Raw genomic sequence first — 16,736 nt, 5'->3', positions numbered from 1 at the left:
CGGAAGTGTCTCAGCGCGTGCTCTGCGCGATCTCGGCAGCCGTTGCGGGAGTCGCAAAATCTGCCGGGATGCGCTTCTGCGCAACCGGGAACCGCATGTCACGATAGCGCACGAAGCGCGACCCGCGCACAAGTTTGTAGCCCGCCCAGATGAGCAGGAAAAGCGGGATGCCAATGTAAGTCGCGACCACGCCGCCCCAATCGATCTTGTGCTGCAGGAAGGCCTGATAGTTCTGACCCAGGGTGATGATCAGGCACAGCACGAAGGCAAAGATCGGACCAAATGGGAAGTACGGCGACACATAGGGCAGGTCGGCCAGATTGCGGCCTCGCTTGAGATAACCCCGGCGGAACCGGTAGTGACTGATCGCGATGCCCAGCCACGCAATGAAACCGGTCATCCCCGAGGTGTTGAGCAACCAGATGTAGACCGCATTGGGGCTGAACACGAAGGTGAAAAAGCACAGGGCCGCGACGGCGGCCGTCGCCAATAGTGCCCGTAGCGGTACACCATTGCGCGAGACGCGGTCGAAGGCCCGGGGTGCCTTGCCATCGCGCGCCAGACTGTAGAGCATGCGTGTCGCCGCGTACATGCCCGAGTTGCCTGCGGAGAGCACGGAGGTCAGCACCACCGCGTTCATGATCGATGCTGCGCCCAGCAACCCGGCACGCTCGAAGATCAGGGCGAACGGGCTGACGCTGACGTCGGCCACGTCGTTGCGCAGCAGATGCGGATCGGTGTACGGAATCAGCAGGCCGATCACCAGAATCGCCATGACGTAGAAGAGCAGGATGCGCCAGAATACCTGACGTACGGCGCGCGGCAGGTTGCGTGCAGGGTCCTTGGATTCGCCTGCGGCGATGCCGATGAGTTCGGTGCCCTGGAACGAAAAGCCCACGACCATCGCCACGCCGATCAGCGCCGCGAAGCCACCGGCGAACGGCGCGTCGCCCACCGTCCAGTTGACCCCGCCCCCGCCTTCGCCGCCTCGGATGATACCCAACAGCATCATCACGCCCATCGCCACGAAGGCCAGCACCGCCAACACCTTGATCAGCGCGAACCAGAATTCGGCCTCGCCGAAACCGCGTGCGGACAACGCATTGAGCCCGAAGGTGATGGCAAGGAACAATGCGCTCCAGTAGACGCCCGGTACGTCCGGGAACCAGTACGCCATGACCAGTTGCGCCGCCACCAGATCCACCGCTACGGTGACGGCCCAGTTGTACCAGTAGTTCCAGCCCAGCGCGAAGCCGAAGCCCTCGTCGACGTAACGCGCGCCGTAGGTCGAGAACGAGCCCGATACCGGCATGGCGGCAGCCAACTCGCCCAGACTGGTCATCAGGAAATAGACCATGACACCGATCAACACATAACCCAGCAACGCGCCGCCGGGCCCCGCCTGCGCTATGGTGGCGCCTGAGGCCACGAACAGCCCGGTCCCGATAGATCCGCCCACCGCGATCATCGTCAGGTGGCGCGCCGACAGAGTGCGACGCAATTCGGCCGGGGCCGATACCTCCGACTTGCCGCCTTCGCGGTGCGGGTCGTGTTCCGATAGAGCCAACGTGGTGCTCCTCAAGTCAAAAATATGCGGAGAAGAAAAAAAGAAAAGGCCCAAGATGAAGGCCTTTTTGCGCTTTCCGTCACGCTTCGGTGTTGCTGCTTTGATTCAACGGTAGGCCATTCGCACTGACTCTGGCGCCCGACGCCTACCGCAAAGCTCCGCACAGTCTAACAGCATCCCCAAAGAATCAATGACTTGCGTAAGGGCACACCAAAGCGGCTCACCGGGCGCGGCCAATTTGGTGCAACGCTTGCTTCCCGATGAGATCTCCACCTTCCCGTTCCGGCGCAAACAGATCAACGAGTGCGGAGTTTCCCGGCTACCTGAATGCGCTCGAAACCGATAAGCTTTTCTCCTTCCCGGTCCACTCCGCGAAAGCCCTCCAGCAAGCAAAAAGGAAACCGATGGACAGCCCCCGTACGCCAAATGCCAGCCCCGCTGCGCCGGAGCCGGTCGTCTACATCGTTGACGACGACGAGGCGGTGCGGGTCTCCATGCGCTGGCTGCTTGAATCGGTTGGGCACAAAGTGCAGATGTTCGCCAATGGCCGTGAATTCCTCGCGGGCGCCGATCCGCGAGGCCCCGGCTGCGTGCTGCTCGATATCCGAATGCCGTACATGGGCGGCTTCGAACTTCAGGACAGTCTGCATGCTGCGGGCTTCCGCCTGCCGATCATCTTTCTCACAGCCCACGGCGATATTCCCATGACCGTGCGCGCAATGAAAGGCGGGGCCTACGACTTCCTGGAAAAACCTTTCAACGACCAGGAACTGCTCGATAAGGTTGGCGGTGCGCTACAGGTCGGCCTGCGCGAACACGCTCAGGCACAGGCAAGCAGTCAGAGGCGCGACCTGCTGAAGCTGTTGTCGGCGCGCGAGCGCGAAGTCTTCGACCTGCTCATCGAAGGCAAAGCGTCCAAGGTCATCGCGGCAGAACTGAACATCAGCTACAAAACCGTGGAAGTGCACCGCGCCCACATCCGCGATAAGCTCGGCGCCACATCCGTCGCAGAACTCGTGCGACTCGGCATGAGCGAGAGCGGAAAACGCCCCGACTGACGTCCGCCCCAAAATAAAAAAACGCCCCTGGGGCGGGGCGTAAGGAGATACTCGGGAATTCAGCGATACCGGGCTAGCTAACTACGCGCGGTCTTTACACGGCGCAGCGCACCGAGTCGCAGCACCGGATACAGCACGAAAGACACCACCAGCGACGTGAAGAATTCAATCGGCACCCGTCGATTGAGTACGTAGTGTGCGAGAACGAACCCCGTCACTACCGTGATCACGCCCGCCCAATTCACATCCTCTTCTCCACCGAGTGAACCACCGGCACTGCGCTTGACGACGAAGTAGTCCGCGATGATGATCCCCGCGAAGCAAGTGGTCAGGATGCCGAGCACGGTGATGAACGAATTGAACCATTCGAGAATCGAGCCGATCAGCATCAGACAAGCGATCACGTTAGCCAGCACCACGAACACGAAACGCCCCGGCCGCCATCCGAACACGGCATCCGCCAAGTTGGTCAGCGACAGCGACGCGCTGTAGGTGTTGAGCACCTGAGCCTTCGACTGGGCGAACACCATCAATAGCGTGCCCAGCACCCCGCCGAACACGATGAACGCTGCCGCCACACTGTCCGGGCTTTGCAGCGCCAGTGCACGCGCCGCCGCTTCCGTCATGCCACCGACCTTCACGTGATGAGCCACCAGTTGATCCATGCCGGCATACATCACAATACCGCCCACGGCGACCATCACCACGTCCATGAAGATGTTACCGATGACCGCCGCAATGGCGATGTCGCGCGATGATTTTGCGTATCGACCCAGGTCGGCATCGATCAGCGCGAGCGCGCCCGCCGACCCGATGAGTACGTTCACACAGAAGCTGAACTTGCCCCAGTCAGTGTTCGCCCCCATCGCCGTGAGCGCCTCGGGCGGCATCTGTGCGCCGAACTGCATGACCGACGACCAGCTCTGACCCGAGGTCGCGATCACGTCGATCATCATGTAGAGCAGCACAGCAAGGAATGCCACCAGCGTCAATGACGAAACGCGTGAAACGAGAGAGAAACCGAATGCCGTGAGGAAGATCCACGCGATCGTTAGCGTCCCGTAGACGGCGACCCGCATGCCCAACGTATCGGGCTGATTGAGGTAGAACAGGAATCCCTTGTAGAGCAGTACGTTCTCAAGCGCGATGAAACCGGTGATCATGAAGCCGAACACCAGCGCCAGCAGCGCAGAGCCGCGCTGCCCCAGCCCGTGCTCACGCGACAGTACCGTGCTCGCCAGTCCTGTACGAAAGGCGATGTGCCCCGCCCCCCAGCCAAGCAGCGCACCGACGATTGCCACGAACACACCGGCAAGCAGGCCGATTCGGATGCCGGCAACGAAGGTGACGAGCGCGCCGACGAACAACTGGATCAGCGTCGTCACGATGCCTGCCGTGCTCCACGACAACTGCAGCCAGTTCTGACGCTCTCCGTCAGGCACGGCTTCGAGCGCGTGGTCATCGCTACGCGTTGAGATTTGAGATTCGCTATGCATGTTTGTCTCCAGTATGCGAGAGAGCGGTTTGGCTGATGCGGCAGCGCGGGCGGTCACGCCGGCGCTCCGCGTACCGGTCAGAAGAAGTGGCGCAGGCCGAGCCGGATGGCCGTCTGATTCGAACCGTTCGCAGGTCCGGGCAGCCCCGAGATCCAGGCCGTGGCAGAGGCGTTGCCAGTGGCGCGCTGGTAAATGAGGTTGGTGTAGACGTCCGTGCGCTTCGAGAACGCGTAGTCGAGCGTGAGACCGAACTGTTGGGCCTTGTTGTCGCCAAGCTGCGCGTTCCCCTTCATGAACTGGTAATCGCCACGCAGCGTGGTCGCCAAGCCGATCGAGTAGTTGACGCCGACCTGATAGACATCGACGTGCCCGCCGCTGAACGTGTTGCGGGTGTTGGTGTAGATCGCGTCAAACTGCCATTTGTCGAGCCGGTAGCGTCCGCCCACCCCCCAGTTGCGGATGCCGTCGTTACCGTTGTTGATCGTCGGGTCCTTCGCGTACGTGTACGCGGCATTCAGGTTCAGTGGCCCGTACGCATAGTTGATGCCCGCGCTGGTCGTGCTGCGCTGGCCGAAGGACCCCGGTACGCCGCCAAGGCCGTACATCACGCCGGCGTTCAGGCCCCGATAGTCGGGCGTCATGTACTTCACCGCGTTGGCGACACGGAACGCGCCGCCAACGCGATTGAAGTCGAGGCCGCCGAAGGGCGTGCCCAAGCCCTGAAAAGGCCCCTGCTGAAGGTTGTAGAGACTGACGTAGGCAAGCGACGGGCCAAGGCGCTGAGCCGATAGCGACTCGAACATGAACTCGTATTGATTGCCCAGCGTCACCGTGCCCCACGGCCCCGCCAGACCCAGATAGCTCTGCCGCGCGAACGTTCCGCCGCCGATGGACGCGCCATTCTCCAGCGCAAACTGACCTTCCAGCTTGAACACGGCCTTGAGTCCGCCGCCCAGATCCTCCGAGCCTTGCAGGCCGAACAGGTTCGGCGTTTGCATGCCGGTGGCCAACACCGTATTGCGCCCGCCCTGCTGGTTCGTCACGTAAGTCACGCCGGCGTCGATCACGCCGTACAGGTTCACATTGCTTTGCGCCGAGGCCAGCGCAGGCATGCCCAACGCAGCCATACAAATCCATCCAGTTCGCTTCACAGCACGTCTCCTTGAATTGTCGTGTCCCCGATTGATGGCGAACGGAACCGGCTTCGCGCCAGCCCGGCCACCATGAAACGGAGCTTATGAAGACGAAAATCGCGCTGACATTGGGTCGTTCATATAAGCGAATAGATGAGATTACTTATGCGTGCGATGGCAGTGCGTCCCGAAATAAAAAACGCCGCTCATGTGGCGGCGCCTCAAGCACTTTCCCAGCCGTCGATTCCGCTATTGCGCGACGAGCCCGATCGGCCTCCAATCGGCGTCGTGCCGATGCATCAACTGCAGATCGAGCAACACGTGCGCGAAACGCCATTGCCCGTCCTCGAACACGACCTGGCTCTCATACCAACCGCCGATCCAGTGCGCCGCAGGGGGCGCGTTCCTGGCGTCGCCCTGCCGTACTTGCGCCAGCTCCCACAGGTACCAGCGGCAAGTACCGGTGCATAAATCGTCATTGATCTCCACGAGAGGTGCGACCATGTAGTGCAAGGTCCAGACGATCTGCTCCGCCCCTATGCGGGCGAGTTCCTTCGCGATAACGTCCCTTCCCTGATAACTTCCAAAGCCGCGCGCTTCCCATGTGGCGTCGCGGCTGAACAGCGGCGCCATGATCGCTGGATCGTTACGGCGATCTGCACCACGGGCGTAGTGCCCAACCAGTTGCGTCACGGCGAGCGCGGCTTCGAGCCGGGCGATGCGCCGCGAAAGTGTCGATGACGATGCCATCCTGCTCCCCCTGGCAACCCGTCCGGTGACGCCGCTCCCCCAAGCGACGCCACCGGCCATGGTGCATGCGTCAGTTGACGAGATTGCCGTGCTCGGCCACGAAGCGCGACTCGTCGAAGCTGTACGGCACTTTCGGATCTCCACCATAGAGTTCGATGTGCGGTGCGACCTCAGCGAGCGACAACGCGAGTGAGAACAACCGTGCGGCCTCTCCTGGCAATTCGCCCAGCGGATACCGGTCGAGGTGCGCGAGGATCATCGAAAGATGCGGCAGCATGTTGTCGTAGAAGTTGCGCAGCTCGCCACGCGACGAGGTGATGCGGCGTTGCTGACGCTCGTTCTGCGTCGTCAGCGCCCAGCGGGCGACAAGCGGTTCGAGCATCTCGAAACCCTTGGGGAGTGTTTGTTCCATGACGTTCGTCTCCTTCATTGTTCCATGTACTTTTCAAGCACCTTGTACCCGTGGCGCAGGAGAATCTCTTCGTCCTGCAGGAACATGTGCTGCTTGGCGCCGGACTCGAGCGCGGCGTGGGTATCTTCCATCGTCGCGGTGTCCTCCAGCCAGGCGTTGCGCTGAAGCACTTGCGCGAATTCGATAGCCCAGCGCTCGCTGTTGGTCTTCGGCGGCTTCACGTAATACTTGCCTTCCCACATCGTCTTGTTGTGCGCGACCGGCCAGAACTGGTGCGTGAACCAGATGCCTTCCGAGATGTGGATCAGGATGTTCGGGAACACCACGCTCAGTTCGAACGAGAAGTCGTCGCGACGACCCGGGTTGACCCCGGTCGGCAGCATCGACGAACTGCGCTGGGACACGAGCGATGCCCCCGAGATACCGTTGGCTACGCCGGCCACCGGCGTGGGCGTGGCGTTGAGCGTGAGGCAGATACCCGTCGTACGATGCTCGCCGAACAGCGCGACGTCGGACAGTCCGGTCGAGAACACGTTCGGGAACGACCCCGCGTGAATCGTCGAGACGTGATAAGCCTCCGAAAATGCATCGAGCGCAATCTTCCAGTTGCAGTCCAGCATGGTGTTGTAGCTGAAGCACTGCGACATTTCCTGGTACGGGTAGCCGCCCAGATGCTGGCCGATGCCGCCAAGGTAGTCTTGCAGCGTGCGATCCGGCTGCGCTGCGAGGTTGATGAAGATGAAGCCCTCCCACACGTCCGTGTGCACCGGTGTCAGACCGCCGGAGGACTTTTCGAAACAGGGCGGGAAGCGCTCCTCTTCGGGCACCTGCACCAGTTGGCCCTGCCCGTCGTACACCCAGCCGTGAAAGCGGCATGTCACGACGGCGGCCTTGTTGCGGCCGTAGGTCTCCTCGCCGTGTTCGACGATCACCTTGTTGCCGCGATGCGAGCACGTGTTGTGAAATCCTCGGACCTTGCCATCCTTGCCGTGGATCAGGATCACCGACGTCTTTGCGAAGTGAAGCTTCTTGACCTTGTAGTCACCGACGTTCGGAATCTCTTCGATGCGCCCTACCTTGAGCCACGTGTTCATGAACACACGCGCCTTCTCGCGCTCGAAGAACGCCGGAGAAACGCAGGGCTCGACCGGAATCGGCTCGGTGCCAAGCTCGGGGTACTTCGCCGCCCAGCGCAGCGTATTGTCTGTTGTATCCATTACCGCTCCTCCTGAAAAATGATTGACTCGTAGTCGTAGTAATTCCGCGCAATCCGGCTCATGCGCCTGCCACGCCGTCCTCGTCGAGTCCGTACTGCGCGCGCGCGAGATGCGCAATGCCGAGGCGCTCGAGAATCGGCATCGGGCAAAGGAACGTGACCCGCACCACGCCGGGCAGGCGGCTGATTTCGATAGAGCCGGCGATGGTCGCGCGATTGAGGATTTCGTCGTAGGGCAGGCCCGTGACGCGCGCCGCGCGCTCGAGGCCAACCTTGGTCGCTTCGTTGAGCGTGGGCGCCGAGCCGATGAAGGTAATCGGCGCGTTCGCCTCGATCGTCGCCTGGCCGTAGCGCGCGCCGAGTGCACGCACGTGGGCATGTTGCGCGGCGGTCATCGGGCGGGCCATCGGTGGCAGGTCGTCCGGGCGCTGGAAGAGAATCGGCCCGTCGATCGCCAGCCCCTTGATGACTTCCACCTGCAACTCGACCTCGCCGGCAACATCGGTCGCATGTCCTGCGACCTCGCCATTGCCCTGCTGAGCGTGCATGTCGCCCATGTACACACCCGCACCCGGCACCTTCACCGGACAAATGACGATGGCCCCTTCGCGCACGCTGTTGGTGTCCATGTGGCCATCCGTTTTGTGGGCCTCCAGCGCCTCGCGCGACAGGCCGAACGCGTGCGGTGCATCGACAAGGAACGCACCGAAGTCACCGGCGTTGTGCGAATCCGGAATGTCCTGCGACGGCATCGTGCCGATGTTGCCCAGGAATGGCTGCATATGGGCCGCCACACCGCTCATATCTGCGCGGGCGAGCGACAGGATCGAGTGCTGCTCGGACAGTTCGGGCAATCGCGCGAGCTGGCTTGGCGCGCGAGCGATCTTCTGTGCCGCCTCCGCGTCGACGGTGAGCGAGACTCGGTTCTCGCGGTCGAGGACGATCACGTAACCGTGGCTGAAGCGAAAGGCGTTGACCTCGGCGCCGCAAACGTCGCAACGGATGGCCTCGTCCCCGGTGCCCGTCACATGGCTCGAAGGGCTTGGCGTGCCACATGCGGAGCAGAGCTTCGCCACGAACGGGTCGCCGATGTAGCGGCCCTCGACAAACTCCATGACGCCAGACGACGTGGCCAGCGACGTGACCTCGCAGCGCAGAATCTTCAGCGCGACGGCATCGCCGATCTCCGCCCCTTCGACGGCGACCGGCTGCGTGACCTCGTGTCCCCCCTGGAAGATCGGCGTGATCATCGGCCCCCAGCAGCCGGGCGGCGTGCCGGTGACGATGCGCCCGCCGTCCCGGACCGGGCCAAGCATGGCTTCGCGCGGACCGATCACGCCGCGGGTGTACGAATTGACGGATACGACTTCCTGGGGCGCTGTCGGCTGTTCGTGACTCATGGGGGTGTCCTCTATCCTCGTTTGTGGCGCCAACCGGAAAGCTAATTCCAGTAGCGAAGTGCGCATTGATGTTGGATTCAAGCGTACGGAAATCGCCCTGATGCGGTTATCCGGTCGGATATTTACCGAGTTAGGGGATAACACTTATCGATGCGCGCCACGCGGTTGGAAGGCGGGGGTGGGTGCTATGCTCAATCCGACATCGCGAGGCCACGACCATGAAATTCGTCAACTACTTGAGCCGGACCAACTACCAGGAGGTCTTCCTCTACGCGAACGACATCATGGTGATCCACGACAAGGACACCGGCGAAATACTCGAGGCGAACCTCAGCGCATGTCAGATGTACGGCCATACGGTCGAGGAATTGCGTGGCATGTCGATCGGCGAACTCACGCGCAATCATTTCCCCTATGACACCGAAGCGGGTCTGCGCCGTGTGTGGGAAGCGCGCGACTCGAAAGGCAGCGTGATCTTCGAATGGGTCATCCGCAATGCCCAGGGACACGAGACGCCGGTCGAAGTCAGCCTCAAGCTCATTACGCTCAATGGCGTGGAGCGCGTGATCGCGATGGCCCGGGACATTACCGAGCGCCGGCAGGCTGAGGTTGCACTCAGGCAGAAGGAACGCTATTACCGCAAGCTGATCGAGAGTTCGTCCGACGGTGTCGCTATCCTGTCGGAGAGCGGCATCATCCGCTTCCTCGGGCCATCCATTCGTACACTGCTTGGCGTGTCCGAGCGTCAGCTCACCGGGCGCTCGGTGTACTCGTTCATCGCGCAAGACGAAGCGGAGTCCATTCGGCAAGCGCTGTCCTCGCTTGCAGCGGGCGCCAGCACCAACCTCAGCTATCGTCTTCAGCACCGCAATGGCGCATGGCGCATTTATGAAGCACGCTGCCGCAACCTGCTGGCAGATCCGTCGGTGCAGGGCATCCTCGTGAACTTCCGCGACATCACCGAGCGCGTGAAGGTGGAGGAGATGGCCAGAGCACGGGAGTATCAACTGAGCCGTATCGCGCGCATCTCGACGACGGGCGAGATGGCAACAGCGCTCGCACATGAGTTGAATCAGCCGTTCTTCGCGATCGTCAATTTCGTCGCGGGATGCCGCCGGCGCATTCAGGCCGGGCAATATTCCAGCGCGGACTTGCTGCAAATTCTCGAACTGACCCAGCACGAAGCCGAACGCGCGGGAAAGATCATCAACAAGGTGCGCGAATTCACGTGCAACCGGACCTATCAGCGTCAAGTCATCGACCTGCGTGACCTCGTGCATGATCTTGCGGACCTGATCGCGCTCAAAGCGCAGCAGAACGACGTAATGGTGCATTACCACATGGACGATGCGCCGTGCCTGGTCGAGTGCGACGACGTGCTGATCCAACAAGTCGTGATCAACCTCGCGGTCAATGGCATCGACGCCATGACAAGCGTTCCACCGGACTCGCGTGAGCTGCGCATTTCGGTAAGCCAACGTCCGAATCAGTGCATGCAGATCACGGTGGCCGACAGCGGTCCGGGTTTGCCTCGCATCAGTCCTGACCAGATTTTCGCGTCGTTCTTCTCCACCAAGAATGACGGCCTTGGCATCGGCCTTTCGCTGTGCAGGTCGATCGTCGACACGCACGGCGGGCATCTGTGGGTCACGAGTTCGGTAACACCGAAGCAGACGCGCGTTCATGTCATGCTGCCGTGCACACGCCCCAACAGCGATATCGCCTCGCCGACTCATGGTTTGGCCAGTGTGCCCGCGAGTGCTTCCCCAGAATAAGCGAAAACACTTATTCGCTAAGCAGTCGATCCAATTTGCCGCTCCTCCGCGCAACGCTACCCTGATTCCACGATTCAAATGGTCGCGCGCAAACGCAGGCGCTCCGTGCATCATCGATGCGCGTAGGCCTGCGTCATGCGCGTGCGCGGGCATCAGGAGACGCCATCATGACGGTAGCCGACCAAGTCATTCATTTTCTCTGCAAGACCTCCGACGTACCGGAAGGGGGCGCCAAACGCATCGAGCTGGTTGGTAGAAGGCCGCTCGCCGTCTTCAATCTCGAAGGAAGCTTCCATGTGACGGACGACACCTGTACGCATGGCGAAGCGTCGCTTTGCGACGGTGAGATCGACGGCGATGTGGTCGAATGCCCGTTCCATCAGGGTGCATTCGACATCCGCACGGGTAAACCGGCCGGCGCGCCGTGCACGATTCCGCTCAGGACGTATACGGTTGTCGTCGAGCGCGACGACGTGAGTATTCGTATCGACGACTGACAGGGGAATGGAGATGCGTGGAATCACTGTCGAGGGGACGTCGTATCAATTTTCGTGCGACAGCGGCGATACGGTGCTCGGTAGCGGCCTGCGCGCCGGGCTTGGCATGCCTTACGAATGCGCGGTGGGTGCGTGCGGAACGTGCAAGTTCGAACTGCTCGAAGGCGAGATCGAAGAGGTGTGGAGCACAGCACCGGGATTGTCGGAGCGCGACCGCGTCAAGGGACGCAAGCTCGCGTGCCAGTGCAGGCCGAAGGGCGACTGCCGTATCAAGATCCGGCTCGACGACGCATGCCGGCCGATCATCGTGCCATGCAAGTTCGATGCCGTTCTCGTGGCGAGCCAGGACGTGACGCACGACATCCGTGAGTTCCGCTTTCGCGGCACATCGCCAGCGGCGTTCCTGCCTGGGCAGTTTGCCTTGCTTCACATCCCTGGCGTGCCCGGCGTTCGGGCGTACTCCATGGCGAACCTGGCCAACGGTGAAGGGGATTGGCACTTTCAGGTGCGGCGCGTCGAAGGCGGCGCCGGTTCGTCGGCATTGTTCGACCGGCTCTCGCATGGCGCACGAATTCAGATCGACGGTCCCTACGGCGCGGCCCATCTTCGCACCAACGCAGCACGCGATGTCGTGTGCGTGGCGGGAGGTTCCGGACTCGCGCCGATGCTTTCTATCGCTCGTGGCATGTCGCAATCCGGCATGCTCGACACGCAGCGCCTGCACTTCTTTTATGGAGGGCGGGAGGCGCGCGACGTTTGCGGCGAAGCGCAATTGCGCAGCCTGCAAGGCTACGGAGACCGTATCCGTTTCTATCCCGTCGTGTCGACACCCAACGAGGGGAATAGCACGACATGGGAGGGGCGCACGGGCTTCGTCCATCAGCATGTCGAGGAAGTGATCGGCGCGCAAATGCAGGCGTGCGAGTTCTATATGGCGGGGCCACCGCGAATGATCCACGCGATGCAGGACATGCTGCACGTGCGCCACGCGGTGCCGCCAGCGCAAGTTCACTTCGACCGCTTCTTCTGAGCCGCGCCCCTGTCGCGCACGGAATCACTCTTATGGAAACGACCGACGCCGTTGGCCTGCTGGCGGGACTCCTCACCACCGTTTCGTTCATACCGCAGGTCGTCAAGATCTGGCGCTCGCGTTCCGCGCGCGATATCTCGTATGGCATGTACGCATGCTTCATCGCGGGCGTGAGCCTGTGGATGTATTACGGCATCGCCATCGGCGCCCGCCCGATCGCCCTCAACAACGCCGTGGTTCTGCTGCTGGCCATCGTCATCGTCGTGCTGAAGCTGCGCTTCGAACGCGTACGGTGACAACGGGCGCGCGCGAAATGCGGGGGCGCGGCGTCCATACGTCAAGACAGGGCGGAAAGTCCGGGAGACACGAGATGTTCGAAGTGGAGATCGACGACATTGGCCTGCGCTACCTATGCGACGCGCAGCAAAGCCTGCTGCGCGGCATGGAGCAGCTTGGCAAGCGAGGCATTCCGGTCGGCTGCCGCAGTGGAGGCTGCGGCGTGTGCAAGGTGAGGGTGATCGCGGGCACCTGCCGGCTCGGCAAGATGAGTCGAGCCTGTGTCAGCGAGCAGGAGGCGCAGGAAGGTGTGGTGCTCGCTTGCCGCACCTATCCCGAAAGCCATGTGCGCGTAGCACTGGCCGAGAAGATGCAACGTTGCCTGAACCGGGGTGCCGACGGCAGGCGCAACGGTGGCGGCGAAGAACAACAGTGAATTACTCAAGGAGACAAATGATGGCATTGACTGGCGTATTGCGCCCCGGACACGTGGCGCTTCGAGTACTCGACATGGACGCGGCGCTCAAGCACTACACCGAGGTGATCGGCTTGATCGAGACCGGCCGCGACGAGCAGGGCCGCGTATTCCTCAAGGGGTGGGACGAGCACGATCACCACAGCGTGATCCTGCGCGAGACGGATCGCGCCGGCATGGATTTCATGGGCTTTCGCGTCGACTCCGATGCCACGCTCGAGCGCCTGGCCGGCGAGCTGGCGCAGTGCGGTCTGGCAACCGATCTGACCTGGCTGCCCGCAGGCGATCTGCGCCACACCGGACGCCGCTTGCGCTTCACGGTACCGACCGGGCATTCGATCGAGATCTATGCGCACAAGGACCAGATCGGCTGCGCCACCGGCGACGTCAATCCCGATCCGTGGCCGGATGGGCTTCGCGGCATGGCGCCGGGCCGCTTCGATCACTGCCTGCTCTACGGCGACGACCTCGACGGCACCGTCAAGCTGTTCCGCGAGGTGCTCGGCTTCACGCTGGCCGAGCAGATCGTCGCCGGCCCCGAAAACATGCTGATCGGCGCCTTCCTGACCTGCTCGAACAAAGCGCACGACGTCGCCTTCATCCGTCACCCGGAGAAGAACAAATTCCACCACGCCTCGTTCAGTCTGGACAACTGGGGCGAGGTGCTGCGCGCGGCCGATATCATCTCCAAGCGCGATGTGTCGCTCGATATCGGCCCGACGCGCCACGGCATCACGCGCGGCGAGACGATCTATTTCTTCGACCCGTCCGGCAATCGCAACGAAGTGTTCTCGGGCGGCTACACGCACTACCCGGATAAGCCCACCATCACCTGGACCGAAGCGGAAATCGGCAAGGCGATCTTCTATCACGACCGCAAGCTCAACGAGGCGTTCCTGTCAGTGCTGACTTGAGACCTTAGATGCAGGAAAAAGCGCCCCGATCAGCATGATTCCGATCGGGGCGTTTTTTGGGGCGCCGGTTCGCGCCGGCACGTTGGGGGGATTACACGGATTACGCGGACGTGGGCAGTAGCTCTGCAATAGGCGAGAGGGTCTGCTCCGGCCCCATGGCGGCATACCCCCCGTCGACGGCCAGGTTCGCCCCGGTGACAAACGACGCCTTGTCCGACACAAGGAACAGTACGGCGTCGGCGACTTCCTCCGGCTCACCGATGCGACCGAGCATGTGGAACTTCGACGCGACGGCATTTGTTTTGGCTTTGTCGCCGCCCGAGACGGCATCGAGCACACCCGACCACGTCCAGCCCGGCGAGACGGCATTCACGCGAATGCCGTCCTTGGCCAGATCCAGCGCCTGGCTGCGCGTCAGTTGCAGGATGGCGGCCTTGCTGGCGGGATACAGCCATCGGCCGGCTTGCGCTGCGGATGCGCTGGTGGAACCGAAATTCACCACCGCACCGCCACCGGCTTCGAGCAGGAACGGATACGCCTCTTGCAACAGCATGCATCCGCCCACCACATTGACGTCCAGCGCCGCATGCCACTGCGCGCGAGTGGAAGCTTGGCCGTTATCAACGTAAGCGCAAGCAACGTTGACCAGAATGTCGATGCGCCCGTAGTGCGAGTGGGCCGTCTGCACGCAATGGCGAATCGCTTCGTCGCTCGCGAGGTCAGTCTCGACGAACAACGCTTGCGGCCCGATTTCGTCAGCCAATGCGCCGGCTCGTGGCACGTCGATATCGGCGATGACGACATTGGCCTGCGCCGCGCACAATGCCCGCACCACGGCAGCGCCGATCAGCGTGGCGCCGCCGGTCACGATGGCAGTCTTGCCTTCGATGCCCCAGATCGTTGCGGAATTCCGGCTCATGCTTCCTGCTCCTGAAGTGCGGTGTCAAAGGAGCGCAGCACGCCCTTGCAAAACACCAGTGGCGCGGCGTCGTGCCAGCGGAAGCGTTGAACGCGTCCGACGAGAATAAAGTGATCGCCGCCCGGATGTATGGCTTCGACGTCGCATTCGAGATGCGCGGCGGCACCGGCGATGAGGGGCACGTCGTGCGCGCCGGCGGTGATGTCCACCGTTGCGAACTTGTCCGCAGCGGGCTGTGCGAAACGCGTGCAGATGGCGTCCTGGTCTCCCGCGAGGATGTTGATCGCGAAGTGCCGGCAGTCGGCAAACGCGCGCGCGTTCGGCGAGCTGCGAGCCAGGCTCCACAGGATCAATGGCGGATCCATCGACACCGACGAGAACGAATTAGCCGTGATGCCGATGCGCCGGCCATCGTGGTCGACCATCGTCACGACGGTCACGCCCGTGGCGAAGCAACCGAGCGCACGCCGAAAATCGACGCGGGCGGCGGGCAGTTCATGGGCATGCCGCCAGTCCGACGGCGTGCGGGATGCGTCAGGCAGCATCGCTTCCCCCTCGGGCCTCGACGAAGCGCCGCGCGGCGGGCAGGTCGGCGATCCACGGCCAGAAATTACGCGGCGTCTCGAAGCAGGCAACGAAGTCGTCGGCGACGGCGCGGTGATTCGCGCCTGCACCCAATACGTGCATGATCGCTTCGCCCGGCGGCTCGAGCAGAGCATTCGTGAATGCGGTGGTGTAGCTTGCGGAGGCATCCCAGAATGCGTCGAACGTCTCCTGCATCCATTGGGCGGTGTACGGTGACGTGCCGTTGGTCACGATCGCATCGATAAGATGCTCGGCCATGCGCGACGCGTTGTTCGCACCTTGCCCCGCGATGGGGTCGTTCAGGCACACGGCGTCACCGACACCCATGACGACCCGGCCCGACGGGAGGTGTCCGACGGGGTGCCGCACCGTTGGCGTGAAAGCGCCCTTGAGCCACGCGTTGGGATCGGTCAGTTGCGCGTCGTCGAGGAGGCTGGCGTCTTCAGGCGCGAAGTCGCGTATCACGTCTTTGGCGATCTTGAGCATTTCGTTGCCGTCGGTGGCAGCCTGAAACCGGTCCATGGCGCTGCCAGGACGGGCCTCGAACAGGAAACTGCGGCACTCGCCGGCAGAGTGGGTGAAGAAGGGCAGCGAGAAGAACTCGCCGACGCCGAAGATGAAATTGAAGCGCAACGGCCGGAAGTCGGCCTTCGACCAAGGACGGTCACCAACGATTTGCGGGCCCTTGAGCAGTAAGGCGGCGAGATTGCGCGGCGGCGTGGCGTGGACGCTGCGAGAGGCGTCACGGGCGAAGAGGGCGTTGATTGCGCCTTTGCCGGAAGCGACGAGCGTGAGGTCGCATTCGGCGGCGATGCTGTCGAGTTCTTCCAGGGAGACCGTTTGCAGGATGAGACGCCCGCCTCGCCGCTCGAACTCCTGCGTCCAGCGGGCGAATTTTGTACGCTGATCGATGGCTTGGCCCGACTTGTCAAACAGGCGGCCTTTCAGGGTGAGCAGCGTCTTACCCGACGGCTCACGGAAATCGACGAGCATGCCTTCGCCCACAGGGGCGACGTCTTCCCAGAAATTCAGGCCAAGGCGCCGCTCCATGTCGAGCGTCTGGTTGAACAGGAACGCCGTGCTCGGAATTCTGCCGCCCAACAACTGGTCGGGGGTACGGTCGGTGTACAACGTGACATCGCATCCGCGATCGAGCAAGCCGAAGGCCAGATGAAAGCCACCTTGGCCCCCTCCGATGATTGCAATCTTCTTCATGTCAGCCATCCTCTCGTT

At 62.4% G+C, this 16,736-nt stretch carries 17 protein-coding genes; 7 read left to right on the top strand and 10 right to left on the bottom strand.

The genetic code is table 11. From position 1 onward, the window contains the following. Positions 1–10 precede the first annotated feature (10 nt). Positions 11–1,567, bottom strand: coding sequence for an amino acid permease (locus PHO31112_RS24565; protein ID WP_281355118.1), 1,557 nt, complete (start codon positions 1,565–1,567; stop codon positions 11–13). A 260-nt stretch (positions 1,568–1,827) separates the two neighbouring features. Between PHO31112_RS24565 and PHO31112_RS24560 the strand changes: the two genes are divergently transcribed. After that, on the top strand, positions 1,828–2,625 hold the full coding sequence (locus PHO31112_RS24560) for a response regulator transcription factor (protein ID WP_343042798.1): 798 nt from the start codon (positions 1,828–1,830) through the stop codon (positions 2,623–2,625). Positions 2,626–2,702: 77 nt separating this feature from the next. Here PHO31112_RS24560 and PHO31112_RS24555 read toward each other — a convergent pair whose 3' ends face one another. The 6 genes from PHO31112_RS24555 to PHO31112_RS24530 form a co-directional block, all read right to left on the bottom strand. Further along, positions 2,703–4,121, bottom strand: coding sequence for a purine-cytosine permease family protein (locus PHO31112_RS24555; RefSeq protein WP_174995871.1), 1,419 nt, complete (start codon positions 4,119–4,121; stop codon positions 2,703–2,705). Between the two features lie 77 nt (positions 4,122–4,198). After that, positions 4,199–5,272 carry a porin gene (locus PHO31112_RS24550; protein WP_246178541.1) on the bottom strand — a complete coding sequence of 358 codons (1,074 nt, stop codon included), beginning with the start codon at positions 5,270–5,272 and terminating at the stop codon, positions 4,199–4,201. A gap of 231 nt (positions 5,273–5,503) precedes the next feature. Beyond that, positions 5,504–6,004 (bottom strand): nuclear transport factor 2 family protein, encoded by a 501-nt coding sequence (locus PHO31112_RS24545; protein ID WP_174995870.1) that lies wholly within the window; start codon positions 6,002–6,004, stop codon positions 5,504–5,506. A gap of 70 nt (positions 6,005–6,074) precedes the next feature. Further along, positions 6,075–6,416: a hypothetical protein gene (locus PHO31112_RS24540; protein WP_150623982.1), complete on the bottom strand. Its 342-nt coding sequence runs from the start codon at positions 6,414–6,416 to the stop codon at positions 6,075–6,077. A gap of 14 nt (positions 6,417–6,430) precedes the next feature. Next, the gene (locus PHO31112_RS24535; RefSeq protein WP_150623980.1) at positions 6,431–7,633 is read right to left on the bottom strand and encodes an aromatic ring-hydroxylating oxygenase subunit alpha; all 1,203 of its coding nucleotides are present in this window, start codon (positions 7,631–7,633) and stop codon (positions 6,431–6,433) included. Between the two features lie 58 nt (positions 7,634–7,691). Continuing rightward, the gene (locus tag PHO31112_RS24530) at positions 7,692–9,032 is read right to left on the bottom strand and encodes an acetamidase/formamidase family protein (RefSeq protein WP_150623978.1); all 1,341 of its coding nucleotides are present in this window, start codon (positions 9,030–9,032) and stop codon (positions 7,692–7,694) included. A gap of 218 nt (positions 9,033–9,250) precedes the next feature. Between PHO31112_RS24530 and PHO31112_RS24525 the strand changes: the two genes are divergently transcribed. From PHO31112_RS24525 to PHO31112_RS24500, 6 genes are all read left to right on the top strand, one after another. Continuing rightward, the gene (locus PHO31112_RS24525; RefSeq protein ID WP_150623975.1) at positions 9,251–10,807 is read left to right on the top strand and encodes a PAS domain S-box protein; all 1,557 of its coding nucleotides are present in this window, start codon (positions 9,251–9,253) and stop codon (positions 10,805–10,807) included. 167 nt (positions 10,808–10,974) lie between these two features. Next, the gene (locus tag PHO31112_RS24520; protein WP_150623973.1) at positions 10,975–11,304 is read left to right on the top strand and encodes a non-heme iron oxygenase ferredoxin subunit; all 330 of its coding nucleotides are present in this window, start codon (positions 10,975–10,977) and stop codon (positions 11,302–11,304) included. A gap of 13 nt (positions 11,305–11,317) precedes the next feature. Then, positions 11,318–12,334: a 2Fe-2S iron-sulfur cluster-binding protein gene (locus PHO31112_RS24515; RefSeq protein ID WP_246178540.1), complete on the top strand. Its 1,017-nt coding sequence runs from the start codon at positions 11,318–11,320 to the stop codon at positions 12,332–12,334. Between the two features lie 32 nt (positions 12,335–12,366). Further along, a complete protein-coding gene (locus PHO31112_RS24510; RefSeq protein WP_150623969.1) occupies positions 12,367–12,630 on the top strand; it encodes a SemiSWEET transporter in 264 nt (87 codons plus the stop codon). 74 nt (positions 12,631–12,704) lie between these two features. Then, positions 12,705–13,046, top strand: a complete 342-nt coding sequence (locus PHO31112_RS24505) for a 2Fe-2S iron-sulfur cluster binding domain-containing protein (RefSeq protein WP_150623967.1) — start codon at positions 12,705–12,707, stop codon at positions 13,044–13,046. A gap of 20 nt (positions 13,047–13,066) precedes the next feature. Further along, positions 13,067–13,999 carry a catechol 2,3-dioxygenase gene (locus PHO31112_RS24500; RefSeq protein ID WP_150624035.1) on the top strand — a complete coding sequence of 311 codons (933 nt, stop codon included), beginning with the start codon at positions 13,067–13,069 and terminating at the stop codon, positions 13,997–13,999. A gap of 100 nt (positions 14,000–14,099) precedes the next feature. Here the strand turns inward: PHO31112_RS24500 and PHO31112_RS24495 are convergent, their stop codons facing one another. Genes PHO31112_RS24495 through PHO31112_RS24485 form a run of 3 tightly spaced genes read right to left on the bottom strand, consistent with a single transcriptional unit; the run spans position 14,100 to position 16,718 of the window. Further along, positions 14,100–14,918, bottom strand: a complete 819-nt coding sequence (locus PHO31112_RS24495; protein ID WP_150623964.1) for an SDR family oxidoreductase — start codon at positions 14,916–14,918, stop codon at positions 14,100–14,102. Further along, on the bottom strand, positions 14,915–15,463 hold the full coding sequence (locus tag PHO31112_RS24490) for a flavin reductase family protein (RefSeq protein ID WP_150623962.1): 549 nt from the start codon (positions 15,461–15,463) through the stop codon (positions 14,915–14,917). The genes PHO31112_RS24495 and PHO31112_RS24490 overlap by 4 nt, the downstream gene beginning before the upstream one ends. After that, on the bottom strand, positions 15,453–16,718 hold the full coding sequence (locus PHO31112_RS24485) for a styrene monooxygenase/indole monooxygenase family protein (RefSeq protein ID WP_150623958.1): 1,266 nt from the start codon (positions 16,716–16,718) through the stop codon (positions 15,453–15,455). The genes PHO31112_RS24490 and PHO31112_RS24485 overlap by 11 nt, the downstream gene beginning before the upstream one ends. Positions 16,719–16,736: the final 18 nt, after the last annotated feature.

The sequence above is a fragment of the Pandoraea horticolens genome, assembly GCF_902459555.1.
GTDB classification, from domain to species: Bacteria; Pseudomonadota; Gammaproteobacteria; order Burkholderiales; family Burkholderiaceae; genus Pandoraea; species Pandoraea horticolens.
The sequence above is the reverse complement of the archived record's forward strand: the minus strand, read 5'-3'. Positions and strand labels throughout refer to the sequence as shown.

Bases quoted from the DNA above. Each gene is read 5' to 3' on its own strand.
- PHO31112_RS24560 (WP_343042798.1), top strand. From the start codon at position 1,828: ATGAGATCTCCACCTTCCCGTTCCGGCGCAAACAGATCAACGAGTGCG.
- PHO31112_RS24555 (WP_174995871.1), bottom strand. From the start codon at position 4,121: ATGCATAGCGAATCTCAAATCTCAACGCGTAGCGATGACCACGCGCTC.
- PHO31112_RS24545 (WP_174995870.1), bottom strand. From the start codon at position 6,004: ATGGCATCGTCATCGACACTTTCGCGGCGCATCGCCCGGCTCGAAGCC.
- PHO31112_RS24540 (WP_150623982.1), bottom strand. From the start codon at position 6,416: ATGGAACAAACACTCCCCAAGGGTTTCGAGATGCTCGAACCGCTTGTC.
- PHO31112_RS24535 (WP_150623980.1), bottom strand. From the start codon at position 7,633: ATGGATACAACAGACAATACGCTGCGCTGGGCGGCGAAGTACCCCGAG.
- PHO31112_RS24530 (WP_150623978.1), bottom strand. From the start codon at position 9,032: ATGAGTCACGAACAGCCGACAGCGCCCCAGGAAGTCGTATCCGTCAAT.
- PHO31112_RS24525 (WP_150623975.1), top strand. From the start codon at position 9,251: ATGAAATTCGTCAACTACTTGAGCCGGACCAACTACCAGGAGGTCTTC.
- PHO31112_RS24520 (WP_150623973.1), top strand. From the start codon at position 10,975: ATGACGGTAGCCGACCAAGTCATTCATTTTCTCTGCAAGACCTCCGAC.
- PHO31112_RS24515 (WP_246178540.1), top strand. From the start codon at position 11,318: ATGCGTGGAATCACTGTCGAGGGGACGTCGTATCAATTTTCGTGCGAC.
- PHO31112_RS24510 (WP_150623969.1), top strand. From the start codon at position 12,367: ATGGAAACGACCGACGCCGTTGGCCTGCTGGCGGGACTCCTCACCACC.
- PHO31112_RS24505 (WP_150623967.1), top strand. From the start codon at position 12,705: ATGTTCGAAGTGGAGATCGACGACATTGGCCTGCGCTACCTATGCGAC.
- PHO31112_RS24500 (WP_150624035.1), top strand. From the start codon at position 13,067: ATGGCATTGACTGGCGTATTGCGCCCCGGACACGTGGCGCTTCGAGTA.
- PHO31112_RS24495 (WP_150623964.1), bottom strand. From the start codon at position 14,918: ATGAGCCGGAATTCCGCAACGATCTGGGGCATCGAAGGCAAGACTGCC.
- PHO31112_RS24490 (WP_150623962.1), bottom strand. From the start codon at position 15,463: ATGCTGCCTGACGCATCCCGCACGCCGTCGGACTGGCGGCATGCCCAT.
- PHO31112_RS24485 (WP_150623958.1), bottom strand. From the start codon at position 16,718: ATGAAGAAGATTGCAATCATCGGAGGGGGCCAAGGTGGCTTTCATCTG.